Genomic DNA, 25,435 nt, shown 5'->3' with positions numbered 1-25,435 from the left:
ACACAGCCAGCCCCTGACTTCGTTATCAGACTCCTACCCGAGCGCGCCGGATCGCCGGGGTGAGACGCCGTCAGCCGAGGACGGCGAGGGCGTCGATCTCGATGAGGAGCCCGGCGGGAAGGCCGACGTAGACGGTGGTCCGGGCGGCGGGCGGCTGGGTCAGGCCCTGCTCCTCGAAGTAGGAGTTGTAGATCTCGTTCATCTCGGCGAAGTGGCCGGTGTCCGTGAGGTAGACGCGGATCATCATCACGTCGTCCCAGGAGGCACCGCCCTCGTCGAGGACGGCCTTGACGTTGTCGAGGGTCTGCAGGGTCTGCTCGCGCAGGCCCGGTCCGGCGAGCGCGCGGGGCTTGCCCTCCTCCGCCGGGAGGAAGGCGACCTGCCCGGCCACCTGGAGGATGTTGCCCTTGCGCACACCGTGCGAGAACTTCGCGGGCGGCGCGGTGTGGGTCTTCGGGGTGAGCGCGATCTTGTCGGTCATACGGGGTCCTTTACGGGAGTTCTGCCGGAGTACTCGCCGCTGATGGCGTCGGCCGTACGGCGTACCTGAGGGAGGAGGGCGAGGAGTTCGTCGGCGGTGGCGACGACGGTGGGGGCGGAGACCGACATCGCGGCGACCACCCGGCCGTCCGCACCCCGGATCGGCGCGGCGACGCAGTTGACGGATTCCTCGTGGCCACCGAGGTCGGCGGCCCAGCCCTGTTCGCGCACCTTCTCCAACTCCCGCAGGAAAGCGGGGGCGTCGGGCGTCGAGCGGGGCGTGTAACGGGGGTAGTCGAGCCGGTCGGCGATCGCGCGGCGCTCGGGCTCGGGCAGGTCGGCGAGGATCACCTTCGCGACGGCGGCGACGGTGAGGGCGACGGGCCTGCCGACACGGGAGTACAGGCGCACCGGGTAGCGGCTGTCGACCTTGTCGATGTAGAGGACCTCGTCCTCCTCGCGGACGGCGAGGTGGACCGTGTGCCCGCAGTCCTCGTTGAGGCGGACGAGGTGGGGGTGGGCGATCTCGCGGACGTCGAGGTTCTCGATCGCTTCCTGGGCGAGGGCGAAGAGGCGGGCGCCGAGCCGGTAGCGCTGGTCGGGCTGGCGGTGGACGAGGCCGTGCTCGTGGAGGGTGCGCAGGAGGCGGAGCGCGGTGGACTTGTGGACGCCGAGACGGCCGGCGACCTGACCGAGATCGGCGGGGCCCTCGGCGAGCAGCGGCAGGATGCCGAGCGCTCGATCGACGGTCTGGCTCATGGCGTGCGTACCTCCTGGGGGCGCTGTGATCACCGGGCGCGGACCGGCCCGAAAGGGGCGCGGGGAACTGCGCGACCAGCCCCCACCGGCCCGCAGACGACCCACCACGCCCCCACCCCCCTTCCGTTGACCCCGCGCCCCGGTCTCGACGAGGATGCTAGGCAGCGAAAGCAGCCTGCGCAATGAACGTTGCACATCACGCAACACCCCAGATCAGGAGGCTCGTATGGCCCTCGGTACCGGCACCGACGCGCTCGCCCGGCTCACAGACGACCGCGTCGACCACCGCTTCAAGGGCCTCCCCCCGGACGCCGACGGCCTCACCCTCGACGAGCTCGCCGCCCAGCGCCGCAACCTCTTCACCGGCGGCTTCACCACCCCCGTCCTCACCCTCTCCGCCGAGCGTCTGGAGCACAATCTGCGGCTCATGGAGACCTACGCCGCCCGGCACGGCCTCGCCTTCGCCCCGCACGGCAAGACCTCCATGGCCCCCCAGCTCTTCCACCGGCAGATCGAGCACGGAGCCTGGGGCATCACCCTCGCCGTGCCCCATCAGGTGCGCGTGGCCCGGGCGTTCGGCATCCGGCGGATCTTCCTCGCCAACGAGGTCGTCGACCCCGCAGCCCTGCGCTGGATCGCCGCCGAGCTCGCGGCCGACCCGGAGTTCCGTCTCGTCGTCTACGTCGACTCCGTGCGGGGCGTCGAGCTGATGGACGCGGCGCTCGCCGGGACGCCCCGCCCGCTGGACGTCGTCGTCGAGCTCGCCGCCGGCGAGAACGGCCGTACCGGCGTCCGTACGGAGGCGGAGTGCGCGGTGGTCGCCGACGCGGTGGCCGGGGCGGGCACGCTGCGCCTGGTGGGCGTCGCGGGCTACGAGGCCCAGGTGCCCGGCGCCGCCCCGGACACGGTCCGCGCCTGGCTGCGGCGGCTCGTGGCGCTCGCCGCCGACTTCGACAAGGCGGGCCGCTTCGAGGGCGTCGACGAGATCGTCGTCAGCGCCGGCGGCAGCGAGTGGTTCGACGCGGTCGCGGACGTCTTCGCCGTGATCCCCGAACTCTCGCGGCCCGTACTGAAGTTGCTGCGCTCCGGCGCCTACGTCTCGCACGACGACGTGCACTACCGCAAGCTGACCCCCTTCAACCGGGTCCCCGAGGAGGGCGCCCTGGAGCCCGCGTTCCGGCTGTGGACCCAGGTGGTGTCCCGTCCGACGCCCGGGCAGGCGTTCGTCAACGCGGGCAAGCGCGACGCCGCGCACGACCTGGACCTGCCCGTCGCCCAGGTCGTCCGCCGGGACGGCGTCGAGCGCCCGGCGACCGGCATCGAGGTCACCGCCCTGTCCGACCAGCACATCTGGCTGCGCACCGACCCGGGGACGGATCTGGAGGTCGGCGACTGGGTGGGCCTGGGCCTGTCCCACCCGTGCACCACGTTCGACAAGTGGCCGGTGATCCCGCTGGCCGAGGCGGACGGCACGGTGGTCGACTGCATCCGTACGTACTTCTAGGAGCCGCTTTCCAGGAGCCGGGAGGCATGGCATGGAGGACCTGGTCGTCCGGGACGCCGACGTCGTCGACGGCAGCGGCGCCGACTCCTACCGCGCCGATGTGGTGATCGACGCCGGCCGTATCACCGCGATCGTCAAGGAGGCGGCCGCCGCCGGCTGCCAGCGCCCCCGGGCGGTGCGCGAGCTGGACGCGGAGGGTCTGGTCCTCTCCCCCGGCTTCATCGACATGCACGCCCACAGCGATCTGGCCCTGCTGCGCGACCCGGACCACAGCGCCAAGGCCGCCCAGGGGGTCACCCTCGAAGTCCTGGGCCAGGACGGGCTGTCGTACGCCCCGGTCGACGACCGCACCCTCGCCGAGGTCCGCGACGCGATCGCCGGCTGGAACGGCCACGGCGACGACGTCGACTTCGACTGGCGCACCGTCGGTGAGTACCTGGACCGCCTCGACCGGGGCGTCGCCGTCAACGCGGCCTATCTGGTCCCGCAGGGCACCGTGCGGGCGCTGGTCGTCGGCTGGGAGGACCGTCCGGCGACGCCGCGCGAGCTGGACCGTATGCGGGAGCTGGTCGCGCAGGGCCTGGAGCAGGGCGCCGTCGGCCTGTCGTCGGGGCTGACGTACACGCCGGGGATGTACGCCGAGGACGCCGAGCTGACCGAGCTGTGCCGGGTGGTGGCCCGGCACGGTGGCTACTACTGCCCGCACCACCGCTCGTACGGCGCCGGTGCGCTGGAGGCGTACGCGGAGATGGTGGAACTGAGCCGAAAGGCGGACTGCCCGCTCCATCTCGCCCACGCCACCATGAACTTCGGGGTGAACGAGGGCCGGGCGCCCCAGCTGCTGGCCCTGCTGGACGAGGCGCTGGCGGCGGGCGCCGACATCACCCTGGACTCCTACCCCTACACCCCCGGCAGCACCACGCTCGTCGCCCTCCTGCCCAGCTGGGCGAACGAGGGCGGCCCCGAGGCGGTGCTGCGCCGTCTCGCCGACGACGACACGGCCGAGCGGATCCGCCACGACCTGGAGGTCACCGGCGCGGACGGCTGCCACGGCGTCCCCGTCGACTGGGACACCATCGAGATCTCGGGCACCGGCGACCCGGCGCTGGGCGACGTCGTCGGCCGTACGGTCCTGGAGTCGGCGCGCCGGCGCGGCGAGACCCCGTGGACGACGGCCCGCCGGCTGCTCCTCGCCGACCGTCTCGCCCCGACCGTCCTGATGCACGTCGGCCACGAGGAGAACGTGCGGACGATCATGCGCCACCGGGTGCACACGGGCGGCTCGGACGGCATCCTTCAGGGCGCCAAGCCGCACCCGCGCGCGTACGGCACCTTCCCGCACTATCTCGGGCACTACGTACGGGAGTCGGGGGTGCTGTCCCTGGAGGAGTGCGTCGCCCATCTCACGGGGCGGCCCGCGGCCCGGCTGCGTCTGCCGGACCGTGGGCTGGTGCGCGAGGGGTACCGGGCCGATCTGGTCCTGTTCGACCCCCGGACGGTGGCGGCGGGCGCGACGTACGACGCGCCGCGCGCGCTTCCCGTCGGCATTCCGCACGTCCTGATCGACGGGCGGTTCGTCGTCGAGGACGGGCGGCGCACGGATGTGCTGGCGGGGCGGGCGGTGCGGCGGTCGACCGCCCGCGCGTGAACCGCGTTACGGCCGGGGCAGGATGCAGCCGCTGTTGGTCAGGTCGAGCCGGTTGCCGGCGTCGAAGCAGGCGGGGATCTGGTAGGTCTCCTGCGCGTAGTTGATGCCCTTGCGGACCGTGACCTTGCCGGTCTCGTCGACCTCGCACGGGTTGTTCTCCGTGCAGGTCTGGCCGTCCTCGTTGCCCGTGTTGTTGACGGCGACGACCTTGCCGGTGGTCTGGTCGATGACGGGCGAGCCGGAGGTGCCGCCGATGGTCTGGCAGGCGGAGGTGTAGCGGACGGAGTCCTTCCAGGTCCAGTCGCCCTCCTTGATGCGGTACACGAACCCGTCGATGTTGCAGCTGTACAGCCGCTTCCAGTAGCCGGAGGCCACGGTGATGGCCGTACCGGCGACGGGGTGGGTGTCCTGCACGGTGAGGGCGCTGATGCCGTACGTGCTCTTGATCGAGGCGTACGTGCGGGTGAGCTGGTAGATCGTGATGTCGGTGTCCGTCATGGTCGAGTAGGCGACCTTGCTGGCGCGCAGGGTCCCGACCCGCGTGCCGGCGGAGTTCAGCAGGCCGAAGGAGCGGCTGGACGCCTGGTCGACGATGACCTCGCCGGGCTCCGGGAAGCCGGTCTCCAGGCAGTGCCCGTTGCTGAGCACGAGCGCCGGGTCGGTGTCGACGGAGTTCGGGAAGCGGATGACGGAGCCGGAGCAGTTGCTGAGCGAGACGGTGCCGGCGAAGTTGACGGCCCGGAGCGTCGGCGAGGCGGCCTTGGCGGCCGTGCCCGTGGTGGCGGCCGAGGCGGTGGCCGACGTGGCGTCGGCCCGGTCCGCGGTCGTGGGCGCGGCGACCGCGGGCGCCGCGCCGGCCCCGGCGATGGCCAGGGCGAAGAGCGCGGCGACGAGAGGCTTTCTCATGTGGGGGTCCCCTCTTGCGACGAGGCGACCGGAGATCTTCCGGCCGCCCGCTGATTTGTCATGCGCATTGTTGGCGCAGAGGGGCCCCGGAACAAGCAGTGGTTTTCGGCCGCCGGAAGGACCGGCTCCGCCCGAGGGCAGGGCGTGCCGAGCGGCGGGCCCGCACAACGGTCCAGACGCGTACAAGGCGGAATCCGCCCGTCAGCGGGCGCGGGCTCCCCTACCGGGGCCCTTTGGTCTTCCCTCTCCCTTTGCCGCCGGAGTTCCCGGGCCCGCCGTCCGACGAGGGTGTCGAGGGCGTCGAGGCCGCAGGGCTGGAAGCGCCGGCCCCAGGGGTACTCGACGCGGAGGGCGAGGCCGGGTTCGTCGGCGACGCGCCGGAGGAGCCGCTCGCGGACGCGGCGGGAGACGGCTCGCCGGACCCGTCGGAAGGGGTGCCGGAATCCGTCGCGTCCGACGGGCCCGACGTGCCCGCGAAGTCCGGCACGGACCGCGTCCCGCCCCCGCGCTTGCCCTCCGGCGCGTCGGAGGACCCGAAGGACACGCCGGCGACCAGCGCGGCCAGGGACACCACACCCACGGCACCGGCGGCGGCGAGCACCCGCGGCGAGCGCCAGGCCGCGCTCTTGCGCTGTGCGCGCCGGCGCTCGGCGCGGCCGCCCTCCCACGCCTCCCGCCAGTCCGGCACGGGTTCCCGCTCCGGCACCGGCACCGGCTCCGGCTCCGGCTCCGGCTCCGGCTCCCAGCCCACGGCGTCCTGGCCGGCGGCGACGCGCGGCAGCCGGGCGGTCTCGTCGTAGGCGTTCTGCCACCCGTGGGCGGCGGCCGGATCGGCGTACGCGTCGTACGCCGGGGCGGGCTCGGCCTGCGGGTGGTAGACCGGCGGCGAGGGGTTCGCGTCGTATGCCCCGTTTTGGTGCTGAGGTGGCCTGGACATGGCCGCGCATTGTAGGGACGAGGGTGGCCCCTGGGACAGCCACCGGCGATAACCACCCAAACCGACGCGTCTCACGTGGCGGAAAACACGCCCCGAGACGGGTTACACCGCCGTAAGCTCCCAGACATGCAGGTGATCCAGTCCACGAAGCTCGCAAATGTCTGTTACGAGATCCGGGGCCCGGTTCTCGAAGAGGCGATGCGGCTGGAGGCGGCAGGCCACCGCATCCTCAAGCTCAACACCGGCAATCCGGCCGCCTTCGGCTTCGAGTGCCCGCCGGAGATCCTGGAGGACATCCTCCGCAATGTGTCGTCGGCCCATGGGTACGGCGACGCGAAGGGCCTGCTGGCGGCGCGCCGCGCGGTCGTGATGCACAACCAGACACTCGGCATCGAGACGGACGTCGAGCACGTCTTCATCGGCAACGGCGTGTCCGAGCTGATCGTGATGGCCATGCAGGCCCTGCTGGACGACGGCGACGAGGTCCTGGTCCCGGCCCCGGACTACCCGCTGTGGACGGCCGCGGTGTCCCTGTCCGGCGGCACGGCGGTGCACTACCGCTGCGACGAGCAGTCCGACTGGATGCCCGACCTCGCGGACGTCGAGCGGAAGATCACCGACCGCACCAAGGCGCTCGTCATCATCAACCCGAACAACCCCACGGGCGCGGTCTACGACGAGGCGATGATCAAGGGGCTGACCGACATCGCCCGCCGCCACAACCTGCTGGTCTGCTCGGACGAGATCTACGACAAGATCCTCTACGACGACGCCCGGCACATCCCGACCGCCAAGGTCGCCCCGGACCTCCTCACCCTCACCTTCAACGGCATGTCGAAGGCGTACCGGGTGGCGGGCTACCGGGTGGGCTGGATGTCGATCTCGGGGCCGCGCGCGCACGCCGACTCCTACATCGAGGGTCTGACGATCCTGGCGAACATGCGGCTGTGCGCGAACATGCCGGGCCAGCACGGTGTCGTGGCCGCGCTGAGCGGCCGGCAGTCCATCAACGACCTGGTCCTGCCGGGCGGGCGCCTGAAGGAACAGATGGACACGGCGTACGAGCTGCTGACCCAGATCCCGGGCGTGAGCTGTGTCCGCCCGAAGGGCGCGCTGTATCTCTTCCCGCGCCTCGACCCCGCCGTCTTCAAGATCAAGGACGACCGGCGGATGGTCCTGGACCTGCTACGGAGCGAGAAGATCATGGTCGTCCAGGGCACCGGCTTCAACTGGCCGGAGCAGGATCACTTCCGGGTGGTGACCCTGCCGACGGTGACGGATCTGCGGGACGCGGTGGGCCGGATCGCCCGCTTCCTGGACGGCTACAGCCAACCCTGAGGGCTCACGGGGTGTAGTCGAACATGTTCCCTTTTTGATCACGACAACTTTAGAACGGATCCAAGGTAGACTGGCCTACTGTCAGAGCACAGGAGGCCATCCCATGTACGAACCGATCCGCACCAAGTCGGTCCACACGATGGCCGGCACGACCTCGGACTTCCCCCACCGTTCCCGCGAGGAAGAGCTGGACATCCAGCTCGCCGGGCACCTTTCGGCACTCCTCGCGGTCACCGACGAGCTGCGCGCCCAGGGCCGTACGGAGGACCTGGACGCAGCGGCGGATCGACTCGCCCAGCAGGTGACACGGCTGAAGGGAGGCAGGCCGCCGGTCCGCACCACGTCCGCCGGCATCGCCGCCCCGCAGGCCCTGCACCAGCGTGCCCACACCCTCGCGGGCCGCGCGCTGGTCGTGGCCGCGTCCCGTGCGGACACGGCAGCGGCGATCCTTGCGGCGGAGCGCATGGACGCGCATGACGCTGCGCTGGCTACACCCAGGGAACTGAGTAGCGCCGGCTGATCCCTCGCCCCTCTTTCGGAGGGATCCCTCAACGGCCCCGGTCCGCGTGCACCCGCAGCGACGCGCGGACCGGGTTGCCATGTCGGGCGTTGCAGTGCCGGGGCCGGTATGTCACCCCCCGTTCACCCGATCCGCCGGGGAACGTTGGGTTCCGCGAGGAATCTCCCTCGCGTGAAACGTATTTCAGGGATCGTCCTCGCGGTTCTGCTCGTCGTCGGTGTGGTGGTGGCCGTCGTGGCGGGGCGCAGCGACGAGGACGCGGGCACGGCAACGAAGACCGTGCGCATGGTGATCGGGTCGGAGAAGGCCGAGTACTTCGCCGATCCGGACGTGGTGAAGGCCCTCGCCGCCAAGGGCTACACCGTCAAGGCCGAGACCTCCGGGTCCTGGGCCATGGAGGGGCTGAACCTCAAGGGGTACGACCTCGCGTTCCCGTCCAGTCAGGCGCCCGCCGTGGAGCTCGCCGGGCGCTACAAGGTGCGCGGGACGCTCCCCCGCCCCTTCTACTCGCCCCTGGTCGTCGTCGCCCACCGGGGCGCCGCACAGGTGCTCGCGGACAACGGCCTCGCCGCCCTCGACTCCGAGCACCGCGGCACCTTCAAGATGGCCGCCTACCTCGACGCCGCCCGGCACGACCGCACCTGGCAGCAGCTCAAGGGGGCCGGAAAATATGGCGAGTTGAGCGGCACGCTCTTCGTCTCCAGCACCGACCCGGAGTCCTCCAGCTCCGGCGCCCTCTATCTCGCCGCCGCCTCCTACGTCGACAACGGCGGGCGGGTCGTCGGGGGCGACGCCGACCTGAACCGCACCGCGCCGCTGCTGAAGAGGCTCGTCACCGTGCAGGGCGCCCAGCAGTCCAGCTCGGACGCGGTCTTCCGGGACTTCGTCAGCGGGGCCGGCAATCCCCTGGTGCTGGCCTACGAGTCCCAGGTCGCCGCCCTCCTCGGCGCCGGGCAGCAGCCCGACGACCTCGTGGTCCTCTACCCGGACACCACCGTCAACAGCGACCACACCGCCGTACCGCTCACCGAGACCGGCCGCGTGCTCGCCGAACTCCTCACCGACGACCCGGAGTTGCGTCGTCTGGCCGTCAAGCACGGCTTCCGGCCGCAGGGCGCCGCCGCGGCGTTCGGCTCGGCCACCGCCTACCTCAAGCAGGAACTGACCGGTGTCCGGCAGGCGCCCGTGCCCACCTCCGCGGTGCTGCACGAGATGGCGCGCCGGGCGCGCGGATGACAGGGGGAACCAGCACATGACCACGGAACAGAACGAGTTCACGCTCACCCCGCCCGAGCCCGTCGCCCCCGTCCCACGGGAGAAGGCCGGCGGACTCGTCCCGCTCTCCGACGGGGTCCGCGCGGAGATGGCCCGCAAGGCCGCCGAGTACGTCGACGGACTCGCCCGCCTCGACGCCCGCTCCCCGGAGTTCGCCGGCCGCGTCGGCGAGATCACCGCTCTCGGCGCCGGCGAGATGCGGGGCGCCGCCGCGCAGTCCAACCGCATGCTGGAGCGCACCGTCCGCTCCCTGCCCGACAAGGGCGGGGACGCCCAGTCCCGGGTGGCGGGCACGCTCGTCGAACTCCGGCGCGTCGTCGAGGACCTGGACCCGCGCGACCTGCCCGCGAGCAAGGGCCGCAAGCTCCTGTCCCGGCTGCCGGGTGGCAACAAGCTGCGCGACCACGTGGCCAAGTACGCCTCCGCGCAGGGCACCCTGAACAGGATCGTGGGCTCGCTGCGCGGCGGACAGGACGAACTGCGCCGCGACAGCGCCGCGTTGCAGACCGAACGCACCCGCCTGTGGGAGACCATGGGCAAGCTCCAGGAGTACGTCGTCCTCACCGAGGCCCTGGACACCGCCGTCGAACAGCACATCGCCGGCGTGGAGGCACAGGACCCCGCCCAGGCCGACACCCTGCGCGCCGACGTCCTCTTCCCCGTCCGGCAGAAGCACCAGGACCTGCTCACCCAGCTCGCGGTGTGCGCGCAGGGCTACCTCGCCATGGACGTCGTACGCCGCAACAACGACGAGCTGATCAAGGGCGTCGACCGGGCGGCCACCACCACCGTCTCGGCCCTGCGCATCTCCGTGATGCTGGCCTCCGCCCTCGACCGCCAGAAGAAGGTCATCGAGCAGGTCAACGCCCTGCGCGGCACCACCGAGGACCTCATCCGGGGCAACGCGGAGATGCTCGCCACGCAGAGCGGCGAGATCCAGCGCATCGCCGCCGACCCGGCGGTCGGCGCGGAGACCCTGCGCACGGCCTTCCAGCAGATCTACCGCACCCTCGACGCCATCGACAGCTACAAGGCCCAGGCGACCGAGGCGATGGCGACCACCGTGGAGTCCCTGACCGCCGAACTCCAGTCGGCCGGCGCCTACCTGGAGCGCAGTCGCGCCCAGGGACAGCTGGACGGGGGCCTCGCATGAGACGGCTCCTCGCCCTGACGGTGACCGCGGCCGCCCTCCTGGCGGCCGGCGCGACCGCCTGTACGTCGGAGAAGTCCGCCGACGACCCGGACGCCGCCAAGCCCGGCACCCTGCGCGTCCTCGCCTCCAGCGAGCTCAGCGACATGACGACCGTCCTCGCCCAGGTCGCCAAGAGCACCGGGATCACCGTCCGCCCCACCTACATGGGCACCCTCGACGCCGTCGACCTGCTCGCCAAGGGCAAGGCGGACGGCCGTTACGACGCGCTGTGGCTGTCCTCGGACGACTATCTGCGGCTGCGCCCCGACGCGGCGAGGAAGGTCGTCTCGGAGACGCCGGTGATGTCCAGCCCGGTCGCCATCGGCGTCAAGCCGGCCACCGTCCAGGCCCTGGGCTGGCAGCCCGCCGACGTCACCTGGGCGGACGTCGAACAGGCCGTCCAGCAGGGCAGACTGACCTACGGCATGTCCGACCCGGCCCGCTCCAACTCCGGTTTCTCCACCCTCGTCTCGGTGGCCTCCGCGCTCTCCGGCGCCCAGTCCGCCCTCACCGACGCGGACGTGAGGAAGGCGACGCCGCGGCTGAAGGAGTTCTTCACGGGCCAGAAGCTGACGTCGGGCTCCTCGGGCTGGCTGGCGACCGCCTACCAGCGCCGGGGCGATGTGGACGCGCTGCTCAACTACGAGTCCGTCCTCAAGGGCATCCCGGGCCTGACCGTGATCCGCCCGAAGGACGGCGTGGTCACCGCCGACTATCCCCTGTCCTCCCTCGCCGCCACGGACGCGGCGACCCGGGAGGACGTCCGCCGGCTGACCGACGCCCTGCGCTCCGGGCCGATGCAGCAGCTGATCACCAGCTCCACGCACCGCCGCCCGGTGGTCGCGACGGTACCGCCCGCCGCCGGCCTCGACACGGCCCGCCGCCGCGAACTCCCCTTCCCCGGCACCCGCTCGGTCGCCGACGGCCTGCTCGACGCGTACGAGAACGAACTGCGCCGCCCCTCGCGGACGGTGTACGTCCTCGACACCTCCGGCTCCATGGAGGGCGACCGCCTCGACCGGCTCCAGCGGGCGCTGAAGGACCTGACCGGCGACTTCCGCGACCGGGAGGAGGTGACGCTGATGCCGTTCGGCTCGGAGGTGAAGGAGGTCCGCACCCATGTGGTGGACCCGGCGTCACCGCAGGACGGCGTGAACGCGATCCGGAAGGACGCCGACGGCCTGTCCGCCGACGGCGACACGGCGATCTACAGCTCCCTGGAGCGGGCCTACGACCATCTCGGCGCCGACCGCGACACGTTCACGTCGATCGTGCTGATGACGGACGGCGAGAACACGACCGGCGCGAAGGCGGGCGAGTTCGACGCCTTCTACCGGGGCCTGCCGGCCGACCGGCAGCGGATCCCGGTCTTCCCGATCCTCTTCGGCGACTCCGACCAGGCCGAGCTGTCCCATATCGCCGACCTGACCGGCGGCCGCCTCTTCGACGCCCGGAAGGGCTCCCTGGACGGCGCCTTCGAGGAGATCCGTGGCTACCAGTAACCGTCTCCTGGCCTACCTGGAGTCCCGCAAGAACATCGCGGGCAGCGCCTGCGGCCTGATCGGCCTGATCCTGACGTTCACGGGCGTGGCGGGCCCGTACTGGCCGGTGGTCGTGCTCGGCCTCTACGGCGCGGGCGCGCTGATCGCCCCGCCGGAGCGCCCCGCCCCGCCGGACTTCCCGACCCCGTCGGCCCAGCTGGAGGAACTGCGCACCGACTTCGGCCGCCTGAAGCAGTACCTGACGGAGGTCGACCTCCCGTCGGCGGTCTCCCGCCGCGTCACCGAGCTGACCGGCCTCCTGAGCGCCCTCCTCGACGAGGACGCGTCGGCCCAGGACCCGGAGGCCCTGCACATCCTCTCCCGAGCGGTCCGCCAGGACCTCCCGGAAGCGGTCGACGCCTTCGTACGCACCCGCTGGTGGCACCGGATGGCGCCGGGCCAGGACCCTCCGGAGAACCACCTGGAACGCCAGCTGACCGCGCTCCACCGGGAGGGCGTGGAACTGGCGCAGAACCTCAGGGACGCCGAGGCGAGGCGCCAGGAGACCCACACCCGCTACTTGGAGGAGAGGTGAGCCGTGAAACAGGCGAAGGCCTGCCCCCGGCTCCCTCGCCGGGGCGGGCGAGGAAGCCGGCGGCAGGCCACCACGCACGCCGTTGTACGCGGCTTCGCCGACTGGCACCGCGGCCGGCCCGTGACGAAGTACTGGTCAGGGCACACTCGGTAGACCGGCCGCGGAGTTCAGGGGGAGGAGGGCTCAGCCCAGCCGCTCCACCAGCGCCCGGTACTGCTCCCACAGCTCCTTGGGCGTGTGATCGCCGAAGGTGTTCAAGTGGTCCGGCACCAGCGAGGCCTCCTCGCGCCACACGTCCTTGTCGACGGTGAGCAGGAACTCCAGCTGGTCGTCGCTGAGGTCGAGCCCCGCGGTGTCCAGCGCGGCGGGCGTCGGAAGGACACCGATCGGCGTCTGAACGCCCTCCGCCTTGCCGTCCAGCCGCTCCACGATCCACTTCAGGACGCGGCTGTTCTCGCCGAAGCCGGGCCAGACGAACGCGCCGTCGGCGTCCTTGCGGAACCAGTTGACGTAGTAGATCTTCGGCAGCTTCGCCTGGTCCCTGCCCTTGGCGACGTCGATCCAGTGGCCCATGTAGTCGCCCATGTTGTAGCCGCAGAACGGCAGCATGGCGAAGGGGTCGCGGCGCAGCTCGCCGACCTTGCCCTCGGCGGCGGCGGTCTTCTCGGAGGCGACGTTCGCGCCGAGGAAGACGCCGTGGTTCCAGTCGAAGGACTCGGTGACCAGCGGGACCGCGCTCGCGCGCCGGCCGCCGAAGAGGATCGCGGAGATCGGCACGCCCTTGGGGTCCTCCCACTCGGGCGCGATGATCGGGCACTGGGCGGCGGGCACGGTGAAGCGGGCGTTGGGGTGGGCGGCCGGGGTGTCCGAGTCCGGCGTCCAGTCCTGGCCCTTCCAGTCGGTGAGGTGGGCCGGGGCCTCCTCCGTCATGCCCTCCCACCAGACGTCGCCGTCGTCGGTCAGCGCCACGTTGGTGAAGACCGAGTTGCCCCACAGCGTCTTCATCGCGTTGGCGTTGGTGTGCTCGCCGGTGCCGGGCGCGACGCCGAAGAAGCCGGCCTCGGGGTTGATGGCGTACAGGCGGCCGTCCTCGCCGAAGCGCATCCAGGCGATGTCGTCGCCGATGGTCTCGACGGTCCAGCCGGAGATGGTGGGCTCCAGCATGGCGAGGTTGGTCTTGCCGCAGGCGGACGGGAAGGCGGCGGCCACGTACTTGGACTCACCGGTGGGCGGGGTGAGCTTGAGGATGAGCATGTGCTCGGCCAGCCAGCCCTCGTCGCGGGCCATGACGGAGGCGATGCGCAGGGCGTAGCACTTCTTGCCGAGCAGCGCGTTGCCGCCGTAGCCGGAGCCGTAGGACCAGATCTCGCGGGTCTCGGGGAAGTGCGAGATGTACTTGGTGGAGTTGCACGGCCAGGGGACGTCCTCCTGGCCCTCCTCCAGCGGCGCGCCGAGGGTGTGGACGGCCTTGACGAAGAAGCCGTCGGAGCCCAGTTCGTCGAGGACCGGCTGGCCCATGCGCGTCATGGTGCGCATGGAGACCGCGACGTAGGCGGAGTCGGTGATCTCGACGCCGATCGCGGAGAGGTCGGAGCCGAGGGGGCCCATGCAGAACGGGACGACGTACATGGTCCGGCCGCGCATGGAGCCGCGGAAGACGCCCTTCTCACCGGCGAAGATCTCCCGCATCTCGGCGGGGGCCTTCCAGTGGTTGGTCGGGCCGGCGTCCTCCTCCTTCTCGGAGCAGATGAAGGTCCGGTCCTCGACGCGGGCGACGTCGGTCGGGTCGGAGGCGGCGTAGTAGGAGTTCGGGCGCTTGATGGGGTCGAGTTTGCGGAAGGTGCCCTTCGCGACGAGCTCCCCGCACAGGCGCTCGTACTCGGCCTCGGATCCGTCGCACCAGACCACGTTGTCCGGCTGGGTCAGTTCGGCGATCTCGTGGACCCACGAGATCAGTTCCTGGTGGTTGGTCGTGCTGACGGGGGGAGCCGCGATGTCGCGCGCCACGATTGCTCCTAAGTGAGGGATTTTGTCCTGCTATGCACTTGGTACCCCGTGGGGGCTGCGACCCGAACGCCGCGCGGGAGAGGTGCCTCCGCGCTCATCCGGTGCCGACCGCACTCATTTGATCATCCGACTGGCGGGCGCATATGTCCAGAGGGCGTCACAGATGAGCAGCGTGAGGATCGCCACGTCGCCCGGGGGCGTGAGATGATGGCCACTCTTCGACGGTCATCCCGTCGGATTGATCCGTAACTTACGGTTCCGTAGGTACGATTTCGCGCATGACTGCGCCCGCCCCCGACGCGCCCATGGAGCCGACGGCCGCAGGCCGTACGCCCGACGCGCCCTCTCTGCCGCACCAGATCCGGCAACAGGTCACCCAGCACCTCACCGACCCGATCAAGCCCAAGCTCCGCGGCTGGCTGCACCTGGGCATGTTCCCGGCCGCGCTGATCTCCGGCCTCGTGCTCACCGCGCTGGCGGACTCCACCCGCGGCCGGATCGCCTGCGGGATCTACGCCCTGACCGCCTGCCTGCTGTTCGGCGTGAGCGCGCTGTACCACCGCGGCGACTGGAGCCCGCGCATGGACGGCATCCTGCGCAGGCTGGATCACGCCAACATTTTCCTGATCATCGCGGGCACCTACACGCCCCTGACGATGCTGCTGCTGCCCGGTGCGAAGGGGCAGTGGCTGCTGTGGGGCATCTGGGGTGCCGCGGCCGCCGGCATCGTCTTCCGCGTCTTCTGGGTCGGCGCCCCGCGCTGGCTCTACACCCCCTGCTACATCGCGATGGGCTGGGCGGCCGTCTTCTTCCTGCCGGACTTCATGCGCACCGGCGGCATCGCGGTGCTGGTCCTGGTGATCGTGGGCGGCGTCCTGTACAGCGCGGGCGGCGTGATCTACGGCATCAAGCGGCCGAACCCGTCACCGCGCTGGTTCGGCTTCCACGAGGTGTTCCACTCCTTCACCCTCGCCGCGTTCGTCGTGCACTACGTCGGCATCTCGCTGGTGGCGTACCAGCACGCATAGCCCCACCACGCGCGCCCATCCGGCCACGGCTCACCCGAGCCGTGGCCGGATTTTTCATGCCCGTCGGCGGATGTTCACCCCTGTCGACGGAAGTTCGCCACCCTGAAAGCTGATGTCGATTGACAGCTCCTAGATTTTGAGAGTTACTCTCATTTCATGGCTACTGTCACCCGTACCGACACACACACGCCCGCGGCGGGGGGCGACCCCCGCCGCTGGCTGGCCCTCGGCGCCCTGGTCGCGAGCATGCTCACGCTCGGCTTCGACACGACGATCCTCAACGTGGCGCTCCCGACGATGGCCGAGCAGCTCGGCGCCACCACCGGCGAACAGCAGTGGATGGCCGACGCCTATGTCGTCGTCTTCGCCGCGCTGATGCTCCCGGCGGGCCTCCTCGGCGACCGCTTCGGACGCCGCCGGATGCTCATCGCCGGACTCGGCGTCTTCCTCGTCGGCTCGGTGGCCGGCGCCCTGGCCGACGACGTGAACTGGGTGATCGCCGCCCGCGCGCTCATGGGCGTCGGCGCGGCGCTGATCACCCCGCTCGCGATCTCCGTACTGCCCTCACTGTTCGCTCCCGAGGAGCAGGGCAAGGCCATGGGCCTGGTCTCCACCGGTTCCGCCCTGGGCCTGCCGCTCGGCCCGATCATCGGCGGCTATCTGCTGGAGCACTTCTGGTGGGGCTCGGTCTTCGTGCTGAACGTCCCCATGGTCCTGATCGGCATCACCGCCTGCGTCCTGCTGCTGCCGGAGACCCGCGACCCGGCCTCCCCCCGCATCGACACCGTCTCCACCGCGTGCACCGCGGGCGGCCTCGGCGCCCTCGTCTACGCGATCATCGAGGCGCCCGAGCGCGGCTGGGGAGACCCGCTGATCCTGAGCATGTTCGGCATCGCCGCGATCCTGCTCACCGGACTGGTCCTGCGCTCGCGCCAGGTCGAGCGCCCCATGCTCGACATGTCCCTGCTGGCCCACCGCGGCTTCCTCTTCAACACGCTCGCCGCGACCCTGGTGATGTTCGTGCTGTCCGGGCTGCTGTTCGTGCTGCCGCCCTATCTCCAGTCCGTCCTCGGCAACGACACCCTGGCCACCGGCGTGAAGCTGCTGCCGATGGTCCTCGGCCTGTCCGTCTCCGCCAAGGCGGCCCCGGCGGCCGCCGACCGGTTCGGCGGGCGGGGCACGGTCAGCGCGGGCATGGTGATCCTCGCCTTCGCCGCCTTCCTCGGCTCCCGCACGACGACCGACAGCGGCTACGGCTTCACCGCCCTGTGGCTCGTCCTGGCCGGCCTGGGCTTCGGCCTCGCGCTCGTCCCGGCCATGACCAACGCCCTCGCCACCCTGCCCGCCGACCGCGCCGGCAGCGGCTCCGGCCTGCTGCTGACGCTGCGCCAGGTCGGCGCGGCGGTCGGTATCGCCCTGCTGGGCAGCCTGCTGTCCAACACCTTCCGCGACCGCCTGGACGTCACCGGCCTGCCCTCCGGGATCGCCGACAAAGCCGGCGACTCCGTGGTCGCCGCCCATGTGATCGCCGAGAAGGCGCACTCCGCCCAGCTCGCCGCCTCCGCGAACAGCTCCTACGTCCACGGCATGAACCTGGTGCTGCTGGTCTGCGGGGTCGCCGCCCTCATCGCCGCCCTGCTGGCGGCCGCGTTCCTGCCGTCGACGCCGGCGGTCCGGGCCGCCGAGGCGGAGGAGGACACGAAGGCGGATGACCAGCCTTTGGCCCGAGCCTAGGAGGATGCCGGACAATGACCTCATGACGGCCGCATCTCCCCCCGCCCCCGCCGACCACTCCCAGCTGGGTCTGCGCGAGCGCAAGAAGATCAGGACCCGGGAGGCGATCCGCGCGGCGACGTACGCGCTGATCGAGGAGCAGGGGTACGAGGCCACGACGATCGATCAGATCGCCGACCGCGCGGAGATCTCACCGTCGACGGTGTTCCGGTACTTCCCCACCAAGGAGGACATCGTCCTCACGGACGAGTACGACCCGATCATGCTGGAGGAGCTGCTCGCCCGGCCCGCGGACGAGCCGCTGTGGGACTCCGTGCGGCATGTGGTGAAGAAGGCCCTGGGCCTCGATCAGGCCCAGGATCCGGAGGTGACACGGCTGCGGGCCCGGCTCATGGTCGAGGTCCCGGCCGTGCACTCCCGGATGATGGAGATCATGTCGGCCACCGGCCGCATGATGTGTCGGGCCATCGGGGAGCGCTCCGGCTGGGACCCGGACAGCCTGGAGGTACGCGTCTTCACCATGTCCCTGATCGGCGGACTGCACGAGATCTCCATCTACTGGGCGGAGAACGGCTACCCGGAGGACCAGGAGGCCCTGGTCGAGCGCGCCCTCGGCGTGATCGAGCGCGGCCTGCCCCCGAAAAAGCACTGAAGCCGGCTCACCCGGCCGTGACATCCTGGCCGGGTGACCGCACCGCAGATCCACGTCGACGTCGCTCCCGAACTCGCGCTGTTCGTCCCGCACGCCCGCCGCGGCGGCCCCACCGCGCTCGCCGTCGACGGCGTCTCCACCCTCGGCCATGTCGTCGAATCCCTCGGAGTGCCGCTGACGGAGGTCGGCGCGCTGGTCGTCGACGGCCGCGAGGTGGCCGTCTCCCACATCCCGGCGCACGGCGAGTCGGTGCGGGTCCGCCCGGTCGCCCGCCCCCAGCGGGTCCCCGGCGCCCCGCTGCGCTTCCTCCTCGACGTCCACCTCGGCACCCTCGCCCGCCGGATGCGCCTGCTCGGAGTGGACGCGGCCTACGAGTCGACGGACATCGGCGACCCGGCGCTGGCCGCGCGGTCGGCGGCCGAGCGGCGCGTCCTGCTCAGCCGCGACCGGGGACTGCTGCGCCGCCGCGAACTGTGGGCCGGCGCCTACATCTACAGCACCCGCCCCGAGGACCAGCTCCGTGACGTCCTGGAGCGCTTCCGCCCCGAGCTGCGCCCGTGGACCCGCTGCACCGCCTGCAACGGTCTGCTGCGCGAGGCCACGAAGGAGGAGGTGGCCGACCAGCTGGAGGGCGGCACGCAGCGGTCGTACGACGTCTTCGCGCAGTGCGTGGACTGCGGGCGCGCGTACTGGAAGGGCGCGCACCACGACCAGCTGGAGGCCATCGTGGTGCGCGCCCTCGCGGAGCACGGTCAGCCGAGCTGACGGACGATCACATCGCTTCGGTCGCAGGCGGTTCCGTTCCTGTTCGGGTCCAGCCCCAGGGGATCGTCCTTGCCGTTGACCTTCAGGCGGCCGTAGTCGTTCTTCTTCAGCCAGGCGCAGCGGGCGGCCGTCGTCTTCTTCACCTCCTTCGGGAAGGCGGTCGGCACGCACACGTTGATCGAGCCGTAGTGCCGGTCGCAGCCGGAGAGGGTGGGGCTGACCGGCTGCGAGGTCCGCTTCTCGCCGGGCTGGACGACCTTGCCCGACAGGGCGTCGGCGAACGTGTGGACATGCGGCGCGGCGGTGGCCGCGCTCAGGGCCGCCGGGCCCGTCAGATGCACCCACTTCGCCACCGACGGCACCCCGTTGGCGTCCACCGCGAAGAGCATGTACCAGCCGGGCGGCGCCAGGTTGGGGTTGCTCGTCACATTCAGGTCCACGTTGTTGCCGGCGACGGACAGCGGCAGGTCGACGAAGCGCTGGTTGGGGTCGGAGGAGTGGGTGACCGCGGCCGGGCGGATCAACTCGGCCTTGGCGATGGGCCGGTCGACCGTGATGCGCTGGGTGTCGCCGTACTTCCACTCGGTGTTGATGAGTGAGGTGATCGCCGGGCGGGCGCCCTTGAACAGATAGGGCGGGGTGTAGATCGACACGTCGTGGTTCCAGGTGCCGTTGCCCGGGTTGTCACCGGTGGCCATGACCCGGCCGTCGGGCAGCAGGAACGCCGAGGAGTGGTAGCCGCGCTCCTCGGGGTCGGCGGCCACCGGGTCGAAGGTGTTGGTGTCCGGGTCGTACAGCGAGGACTCGTAGACGGGGTTGGCCCGGTTGTGCAGCCCGCCGCCCGTCTCCAGCACCTTGCCGTCGGGCAGCAGCACGGCGGAGACGTACATCTTGCCCTGGTCGCCGGTCTCGGGGACCTTGCCGTTGCCGAGGTCGACCGTGCCCTGCGGGATCGGGGGGCCGGCGACGTACGCCGGGTTGGCCTGCTTGAGGTCGATGACGTCGGTGAGGCGGTTGCCCTCCGGGTTGGAGTCGATGTTGCCGCCGCCGAGGGTGAGGACCTTCTGGTTCTGCGCCGGGGGCAGCAGCACGCTCGCGGACTGGTCGCGCTGGTCCTTGTTCTGCAGGCCCGGGATCTGTGTGACGGTGTTGGCGTTGTAGTCGTAGACCGCCGAGCCGGTGCCCGGGATGTTGTTGCCGAAGACATGGCTGCCCGAGTAGAAGAGGCGGCCGTCCTGCATCAGGATCATCGACGGGTACAGGCCCCAGAACGACCAGGTCTGGTTGACCTGCCACAGCGCCAGCCACTTCTGCTGGGCCTCGGACCAGTACTCGGCGGTCACCGAACCGGACGAGTCCTCGCGCAGACCGCCGAAGGAGATGACGTCACCGTTGCCGAGCTCGGTCGCCGAGGGGTACCAGTGGCCGTCGTTGAGATCGTTGGTCTTGCTGTAGGTCTCGGTCGTCGGATCGAAGATGTACGAGTCCTTGTAGCCCTCGTAGCCGTGCCCACCCGCGACCGGGAACGCCTTGTTGCCGCTCAGCACCAGGACCCGGCCGTCCTGGAGCTGGATGTGTCCGGAGCAGAACATGTCCTTCGGGGTCGGGATGACCTTGTAGGAGCCGTCCGCCGGGTTGTAGACCGCGCTCGTGAACGTACCGGCGTTGAAGTTCTCCTCGCTGTTGCCGGAGCCCGCGATCAGCAGCACCTTGCCGTTCTTGAGGACCACGGAGTGCATGGAGCGCACCGGGTTCTGCGTGGGCAGCACCTGCCACCGGCCGTTGGCGCACTGGTCGGCGGTGCCCGTGCAGGCCGGGGGCGGCACGACGTCGGGGACCTGTTCCATCGTGTAGTCGTCGGTGGTCGCCGAGCCGGTGCCGTAGACGGAGACGCCCCAGGTGATCCGGTCGGTGCCGGCGGGGACTTCGGGCGTACGGACGCTCGCCTGCGTCCAGGTGCCGGCCAGCTCCAGGGTCTTGAGGTCCGTCCAGTACTGCCAGCCGGCGGTGGTGTCGTGCCGGAAGAGGGTGACGGCGGCGTCCGGTGTCGTCGTCTTGTACCAGAGGCCCAGGTCGTACTGCTTGCCCGGCGTCACGCCCGGCGCGCACTCGGTGGACTCGGTGATCAGGGCCTTGCGGTCGCCGCTGACCCGGCGGGTGAGCTCGACCTTCATGGCCCGGGAGCCGGAGTGGGCGTCGGTGGTGTGCGTGAAGGTGAAGTCGTTGTCGCCCCAGCCGGACTTCTCCCAGCAGTACGGCATGCCGTCCGTGCCGGCGGTCTCGAAACCGGGGTTCTTGATGAGGTTGGCGGCGGAGGCGGACTGGGGTGTGCTGAGGAGGAGGCCGACGGTGAGGGTGCCCACCGCCAGCAGGGCCGTTCTCCGGTTGTGTCTCATGCTGTGCGGCTCCTGCGGGGAAGGTAGACGAGCGCTTCGGTCCCGACGAAGCGCAGGACGAACGTGATGACGAGGGCCAGTGCGGTGGCGGGTACGGCGGTCAGCCCGCCGTACGTGACGAGCAGGGCGATCAGCGGGATGCGCAGCACCAGATCGGCGTTGGCGAGCAGCCCGAACCGCACGGTCCGGTCGGCCCAGTGACGGTGCCGGCGCCGGTCGCGGAAGAGGAGCTTCTCGATGAGGAGGAAGTTCCAGGCCACGCCGAACTGGTTGGCGACGACCTCGGCGGGCAGATAGTGCAGCCCCGCCCCGGTCAGGGCCCACAGGGCGACCAGGTTCGGCACGAACCCCGTCAGGCCGATCAGCCCGAACACCACCATCCGGGCCAGCGGGCTCGCCGTGCGCAGCCCGGCGAGGTGCCGCAGGAAGCGCCGGCCCTCCGCCGCCGTGGACTTGGACTCGCCCGCGAACCGCTCCTGGAACACGAACGGCACCTCGGTGACCGTGCGCGGCCGGCTCCGCACCGCCAGCTCCAGCAGGATCTTGTAGCCGAGGGGGCGCAGCACCTCGGCGGAGATGTCGCTGCGGCGGATCGCGAAGAAGCCGCTCATCGGGTCGCTGATGCCGCGCAGCCTGCGCGGGAAGAGCACCTTGGTCAGCCAGGTCGCGCCGCGTGAGACGGCGACCCGGTAGCCGCCGGCGAGGCCGGCCCGGCTGCCGCCCTTGATGTAGCGGGAGGCGACCACGAGGCCGGCGTTCGCCCGTTCGCCGGTGGCCACCAACTCCGGGACCAGGGACGGGGGATGCTGGCAGTCTCCGTCCATGACGACGACCCAGTCGGACCCGGCCGCCCGCAGGCCCTCGACGACCGCGCCGCCGAGCCCGCCGACCGGCTCCTCGCGGTGCAGCACGGTCACCGGGAACGGGCAGTCCTTCGCCGCGTCCCGGATGACCTCGGGGGTGTCGTCGGTGGAGTCGTCGACGAAGACGACCTCGCAGGGCAGCCGGCCGGGCACCGACTCGGTGATCCGGTGCAGGAGCTGGCGGATGTTCGCCGACTCGTTGTAGGTCGGCACGACGATGGTGACGGCGCCGGGTTCGGGCACCTCGGTCGCCTTCAGGGGCGGGACGGGTGCGGTGTACTCCTGGTACTCCTTGCTCATCGCGCGCCTCCGGAAGTGGTCTGGATCTGGCGGATCTCGATCCGGTCCTCGCCGGTGCCGAAGACGGCGACCGGTGTCGAGTGCTCAAGGGCCGCCCTGACGTTGGGCAGGTCGTCGGCGTCGCGCCGCACGGTCGGGGAGGCGACGACGTAGTCGAGGTCCTGCCAGCCCTTCGGCAGGGTCTTGATGACGGCCGGGTCGAGGTCGGCCTTGTAGAACCAGATCGCGCCGAGACCCGGCCGGTATCCGCTGTGGACGAGGTCCAGCCAGAGCGCGTCGTCGACGAGGACGCGGGTGTCGCCGGGGTCGTCCACCTCGGTGGCCAGCCACGTCGAGGCCGACCGGTAGGGGGCGTTGGCGTCGGCGGTGACGGCGGTGCGGTCGCCGTCGTACCAGCGCGGGACGACGTACGACCCGGCGGCGAGGACGAGGACGGCGGCGAGCGCGTACCGGCCGCCGGTCACCCAGCGTTTCTCGTGCTCGCCGCGCCGGCGGTGCAGCACCCCGTGCGCGACGCTCGCGGTCCCCCCGGCGAGGACCAGCGCGAGGAAGGGCAGAGCCTGGATGACGTACATCGCGGGCAGGTAGCCGCTGGGGCGCATCGCGACCACGGCGAGGATCGCGACGGCCAGCGACGGTCCGGCGAAGGCGCGGGCGGTGACCGACCAGCGCCAGGTGGCCAGGAGCAGCAGGGCGCCCGCGAGGCCGCCGACGATCAGGACGCGGTCGTAGTAGAGCCAGGAGTGCAGGACGCCGTGCGAGCCGGAGCCGTCGTCGAGGACGAACCCCGAACCGGGCCTGGTCATCTGGTACTTGATGCCGTCCCACAGGGAGACGTGCCCGCTGCCCGGCACCAGCTCGCCCTTGAGCAGGGCGAACAGCGGGTACGAGAAGCCGATGAGGGCGCAGGCGGTGACCGCGCCGGTCAGGGCGAACTTGCGGGTGTCGCGGTGGCTGTGCCGCCACATGGTGACGAAGACCGCCGGGAGGACGAAGAGCATCGTCTCCTTGGTGAGCACGGCCGTCGCGGCGGCGATGCCCGCCCCGAAGTGGTGCCAGAGGTGACGGCTGGGCGAGGCGGCCAGGGCGAACGCGAGGAGCGTCCACATCACCGCGAGGTTGTCGAGGAAGATCTCCCGCTGGAGGACGACCGCGAGCGGGGAGAACCCGAACAGGGCCATGCCGAGGCCGGCCGCCCAGCGCGGCAGGGACAGCCGCCGGCCGATGACGTAGACGAGGACGGCGCTGACGGCGCTCACGACGAGCATGACGGCGCGCATGGTGCCGACGGTCATCGAGTCCGGGCTGATCAGTTTGGGGATCCAGGTGAGCAGGGCTATCTGGATCCAGCCGAAGGGCGGGTGGTCGTACCAGTACGTGTAGTGGGCGAGGCCCTTGCCCTCCTGGACGGCCCAGGCCTGGGCGAGGTACGTGCCCTCGTCGTCGCTGAAGGTGGGGTAGTCGGCGATGTTCCAGCCCTGGACGACGAGGATCGCCGTCAGGAGCGCCCCGCACAGCAGGAGGTCGGGGCGGGACGAACGCAGCCGCCGCGGCGGGCCTGTCCGACCGGTCGAACGCGTTTCCGGCACAGGCCGGCTCTGCGCGGGGACCTGGGGAGTGGTCACCGCGGGAAGGGTGGAGGTCACGCAGGCACGTCCTCTCGGATCGTCTCGGCTGCGGTGAGGTGCGCACCGACGTGGTGGGTCAGCTCCCAGTCGTTGCGGCCGCGCTGCTCGCGCCAGACGGCGCGGAGCGCCGCCCCGGCGAGGAGGACCTGGTAGAAGGGGCCGCCCACGATCAGCTTGAGATAGTGGACGAGGCGGACGCGCAGCCCGTACTGCCGGCCGAAGTCGTGCAGTCCGACGACCTCGAAGACGAAGGTGACGAGCGCGGTCACGGCCGGCAGGAAGGTGACGAAGGCGATGCCGACGGGCACGTCGAGGAAGAGCGCGATCGCCACGTTCAGCGGGATGATCAGCCCGGAGAACGCCTGGAGGAACGGGGTCATCAGGGTGTAGCGGGCGAGCAGCCGCTGCCCGAATCCCGGGAGCTGCTTCCAGTCCTTCTTGCGGTAGACCTGAAGGAAGCCCTGGTTCCAGCGGGTGCGCTGCTTGAGCAGGGACATCAGGCTGCCGGGGGTCTCCTCCCTCGTCACCATGTCGGAGTCGTAGGCGACCACGACCTTCTTGCCGACGGACGACAGCCGCACCCCGAGATCGCAGTCCTCCGCGAGGCAGTCGGGATCCCAGCCGTCGGCGTCCCTGAGCACCTCGGTCCGGACGAAGACGGTGTTGCCGCCGAGCGGGATGAACCCCTTCTGGGCGTGCAGGTGCAGCCGGGAGCGGAACCAGAAGAAGTACTCCAGGCAGTTGCGCAGGCTGTACCAGCTGGAGTGGAAGTTGATGAGCTGCACACCGCCCTGGACGACGTCCGCGCCGGTGGTCCGGAAGGCGTGGTCGACGTGGGCGAGGAGCTCCGGGTGGACCTGGTCCTCGGCGTCGAAGACCCCGACGACGTCACCGCGGCAGTGCGGCAGCGCCGTGTTCATGGCCTTCGGCTTGTTCTTCTTCTCGTGGGTGTCGACGACGACCCGGACGCGCGGATCGCGTTCCTCCGCCTGGCGGGCCACCTCGGTGGTCTCGGGGTCGTCGTGGCCGACGATGACGATGATCTCGAAGTCGGTGTGGGTCGATTCCAGCAGCCGCTGGATCGTGTGGTCGAGCACGGCCTGTTCGTGCCGCGCGGGCAGCAGCAACGAGAACGACACGTGCTCGTCCCCGTCGGGTCTGCTGAACCGGGTGGAGGCGAGCACCTCGGGCGTACGCCACGCGTGCATCTGCCACCACAGGGTGAAAGCCGCCATCCAGAACAGAGCGAGTGAAACAGCGGCGATGAAGACAGATGTGAGCAAACAGATCCCCCCAGATCCAGAAACCCCCTGTCGCGACGGTGAGTCACAGCCGTCGCGCCACTGTGCAGAGGCTAGGGGGATTCTGTGAAGCGCGGGGAGTCTTCCGATAAATTGCGTGTTTCCGAACCGACGCGTCACTACTCG

At 70.9% G+C, this 25,435-nt stretch carries 21 protein-coding genes; 12 read left to right on the top strand and 9 right to left on the bottom strand.

What is annotated here, in order from left to right:
* Positions 1-70: 70 nt before the first annotated feature.
* Positions 71-481, bottom strand: a complete 411-nt coding sequence (locus tag ACZ5NW_RS24805; RefSeq protein ID WP_468746071.1) for a RidA family protein — start codon at positions 479-481, stop codon at positions 71-73.
* Complete coding sequence (locus ACZ5NW_RS24800) at positions 478-1,239, bottom strand: IclR family transcriptional regulator (protein WP_468746070.1); 762 nt, start codon at positions 1,237-1,239, stop codon at positions 478-480. The genes ACZ5NW_RS24805 and ACZ5NW_RS24800 overlap by 4 nt, the downstream gene beginning before the upstream one ends.
* A gap of 226 nt (positions 1,240-1,465) precedes the next feature.
* Here ACZ5NW_RS24800 and ACZ5NW_RS24795 point away from each other — a divergent pair, with 226 nt between their 5' ends.
* Positions 1,466-2,743 (top strand): amino acid deaminase, encoded by a 1,278-nt coding sequence (locus ACZ5NW_RS24795; RefSeq protein ID WP_468746069.1) that lies wholly within the window; start codon positions 1,466-1,468, stop codon positions 2,741-2,743.
* Positions 2,744-2,774: 31 nt separating this feature from the next.
* Positions 2,775-4,391, top strand: coding sequence for an N-acyl-D-amino-acid deacylase family protein (locus ACZ5NW_RS24790; protein WP_468746068.1), 1,617 nt, complete (start codon positions 2,775-2,777; stop codon positions 4,389-4,391).
* Positions 4,392-4,397: 6 nt separating this feature from the next.
* Here the strand turns inward: ACZ5NW_RS24790 and ACZ5NW_RS24785 are convergent, their stop codons facing one another.
* Both ACZ5NW_RS24785 and ACZ5NW_RS24780 read right to left on the bottom strand, forming a co-directional pair.
* Positions 4,398-5,297, bottom strand: coding sequence for a S1 family peptidase (locus tag ACZ5NW_RS24785; RefSeq protein WP_468746067.1), 900 nt, complete (start codon positions 5,295-5,297; stop codon positions 4,398-4,400).
* A 220-nt stretch (positions 5,298-5,517) separates the two neighbouring features.
* The gene (locus ACZ5NW_RS24780; protein WP_468746066.1) at positions 5,518-6,234 is read right to left on the bottom strand and encodes a hypothetical protein; all 717 of its coding nucleotides are present in this window, start codon (positions 6,232-6,234) and stop codon (positions 5,518-5,520) included.
* A 126-nt stretch (positions 6,235-6,360) separates the two neighbouring features.
* Here ACZ5NW_RS24780 and ACZ5NW_RS24775 point away from each other — a divergent pair, with 126 nt between their 5' ends.
* The 6 genes from ACZ5NW_RS24775 to ACZ5NW_RS24750 all read left to right on the top strand — a co-directional run bounded on the left by ACZ5NW_RS24775 (position 6,361) and on the right by ACZ5NW_RS24750 (position 12,635).
* Positions 6,361-7,572 (top strand): pyridoxal phosphate-dependent aminotransferase, encoded by a 1,212-nt coding sequence (locus ACZ5NW_RS24775; protein ID WP_468746065.1) that lies wholly within the window; start codon positions 6,361-6,363, stop codon positions 7,570-7,572.
* A 103-nt stretch (positions 7,573-7,675) separates the two neighbouring features.
* On the top strand, positions 7,676-8,092 hold the full coding sequence (locus ACZ5NW_RS24770; protein WP_468746064.1) for an SCO4983 family protein: 417 nt from the start codon (positions 7,676-7,678) through the stop codon (positions 8,090-8,092).
* 171 nt (positions 8,093-8,263) lie between these two features.
* The gene (locus ACZ5NW_RS24765; RefSeq protein WP_468746063.1) at positions 8,264-9,328 is read left to right on the top strand and encodes a hypothetical protein; all 1,065 of its coding nucleotides are present in this window, start codon (positions 8,264-8,266) and stop codon (positions 9,326-9,328) included.
* Between the two features lie 16 nt (positions 9,329-9,344).
* Positions 9,345-10,520 carry a toxic anion resistance protein gene (locus ACZ5NW_RS24760; protein ID WP_468746062.1) on the top strand — a complete coding sequence of 392 codons (1,176 nt, stop codon included), beginning with the start codon at positions 9,345-9,347 and terminating at the stop codon, positions 10,518-10,520.
* The gene (locus ACZ5NW_RS24755) at positions 10,517-12,061 is read left to right on the top strand and encodes a vWA domain-containing protein (RefSeq protein WP_468746061.1); all 1,545 of its coding nucleotides are present in this window, start codon (positions 10,517-10,519) and stop codon (positions 12,059-12,061) included. Before ACZ5NW_RS24760 ends, ACZ5NW_RS24755 begins: the two co-directional genes overlap by 4 nt.
* Complete coding sequence (locus ACZ5NW_RS24750; RefSeq protein WP_468746060.1) at positions 12,048-12,635, top strand: hypothetical protein; 588 nt, start codon at positions 12,048-12,050, stop codon at positions 12,633-12,635. The genes ACZ5NW_RS24755 and ACZ5NW_RS24750 overlap by 14 nt, the downstream gene beginning before the upstream one ends.
* 183 nt (positions 12,636-12,818) lie before the next feature.
* On the opposite strand, the gene ACZ5NW_RS24745 is transcribed toward ACZ5NW_RS24750, so the two are convergent.
* Positions 12,819-14,642, bottom strand: coding sequence for a phosphoenolpyruvate carboxykinase (GTP) (locus tag ACZ5NW_RS24745; RefSeq protein WP_468746059.1), 1,824 nt, complete (start codon positions 14,640-14,642; stop codon positions 12,819-12,821).
* A gap of 278 nt (positions 14,643-14,920) precedes the next feature.
* Here ACZ5NW_RS24745 and trhA point away from each other — a divergent pair, with 278 nt between their 5' ends.
* The 4 genes from trhA to ACZ5NW_RS24725 all read left to right on the top strand — a co-directional run bounded on the left by trhA (position 14,921) and on the right by ACZ5NW_RS24725 (position 18,821).
* On the top strand, positions 14,921-15,670 hold the full coding sequence (gene trhA / locus ACZ5NW_RS24740) for a PAQR family membrane homeostasis protein TrhA (protein WP_468746058.1): 750 nt from the start codon (positions 14,921-14,923) through the stop codon (positions 15,668-15,670).
* 156 nt (positions 15,671-15,826) lie between these two features.
* Positions 15,827-17,404, top strand: a complete 1,578-nt coding sequence (locus ACZ5NW_RS24735) for an MFS transporter (RefSeq protein WP_468746057.1) — start codon at positions 15,827-15,829, stop codon at positions 17,402-17,404.
* 22 nt (positions 17,405-17,426) lie between these two features.
* Positions 17,427-18,056: a TetR/AcrR family transcriptional regulator gene (locus ACZ5NW_RS24730; protein ID WP_468746056.1), complete on the top strand. Its 630-nt coding sequence runs from the start codon at positions 17,427-17,429 to the stop codon at positions 18,054-18,056.
* Between the two features lie 33 nt (positions 18,057-18,089).
* Positions 18,090-18,821, top strand: coding sequence for a Mut7-C RNAse domain-containing protein (locus ACZ5NW_RS24725; RefSeq protein ID WP_468746055.1), 732 nt, complete (start codon positions 18,090-18,092; stop codon positions 18,819-18,821).
* Here ACZ5NW_RS24725 and ACZ5NW_RS24720 read toward each other — a convergent pair.
* From ACZ5NW_RS24720 to ACZ5NW_RS24705, 4 genes are read right to left on the bottom strand one after another with little or no spacing between them, the layout of a single operon-like run.
* Entirely contained in the window at positions 18,809-21,217 is a 2,409-nt protein-coding gene (locus tag ACZ5NW_RS24720) for a galactose oxidase-like domain-containing protein (protein ID WP_468746054.1), read from the bottom strand. The genes ACZ5NW_RS24725 and ACZ5NW_RS24720 overlap by 13 nt on opposite strands.
* On the bottom strand, positions 21,214-22,380 hold the full coding sequence (locus ACZ5NW_RS24715; protein WP_468746053.1) for a glycosyltransferase: 1,167 nt from the start codon (positions 22,378-22,380) through the stop codon (positions 21,214-21,216). The genes ACZ5NW_RS24720 and ACZ5NW_RS24715 overlap by 4 nt, the downstream gene beginning before the upstream one ends.
* Positions 22,377-24,026, bottom strand: a complete 1,650-nt coding sequence (locus ACZ5NW_RS24710) for an ArnT family glycosyltransferase (protein WP_468746052.1) — start codon at positions 24,024-24,026, stop codon at positions 22,377-22,379. Before ACZ5NW_RS24710 ends, ACZ5NW_RS24715 begins: the two co-directional genes overlap by 4 nt.
* On the bottom strand, positions 24,023-25,291 hold the full coding sequence (locus ACZ5NW_RS24705) for a glycosyltransferase (protein WP_468746051.1): 1,269 nt from the start codon (positions 25,289-25,291) through the stop codon (positions 24,023-24,025). The genes ACZ5NW_RS24710 and ACZ5NW_RS24705 overlap by 4 nt, the downstream gene beginning before the upstream one ends.
* Positions 25,292-25,435 lie beyond the last annotated feature (144 nt).

This window comes from Streptomyces sp. NPDC032126, assembly GCF_055580085.1.
Note: the sequence above shows the minus strand (reverse complement) of the source record. Positions and strands in the feature narration are given on the sequence as shown.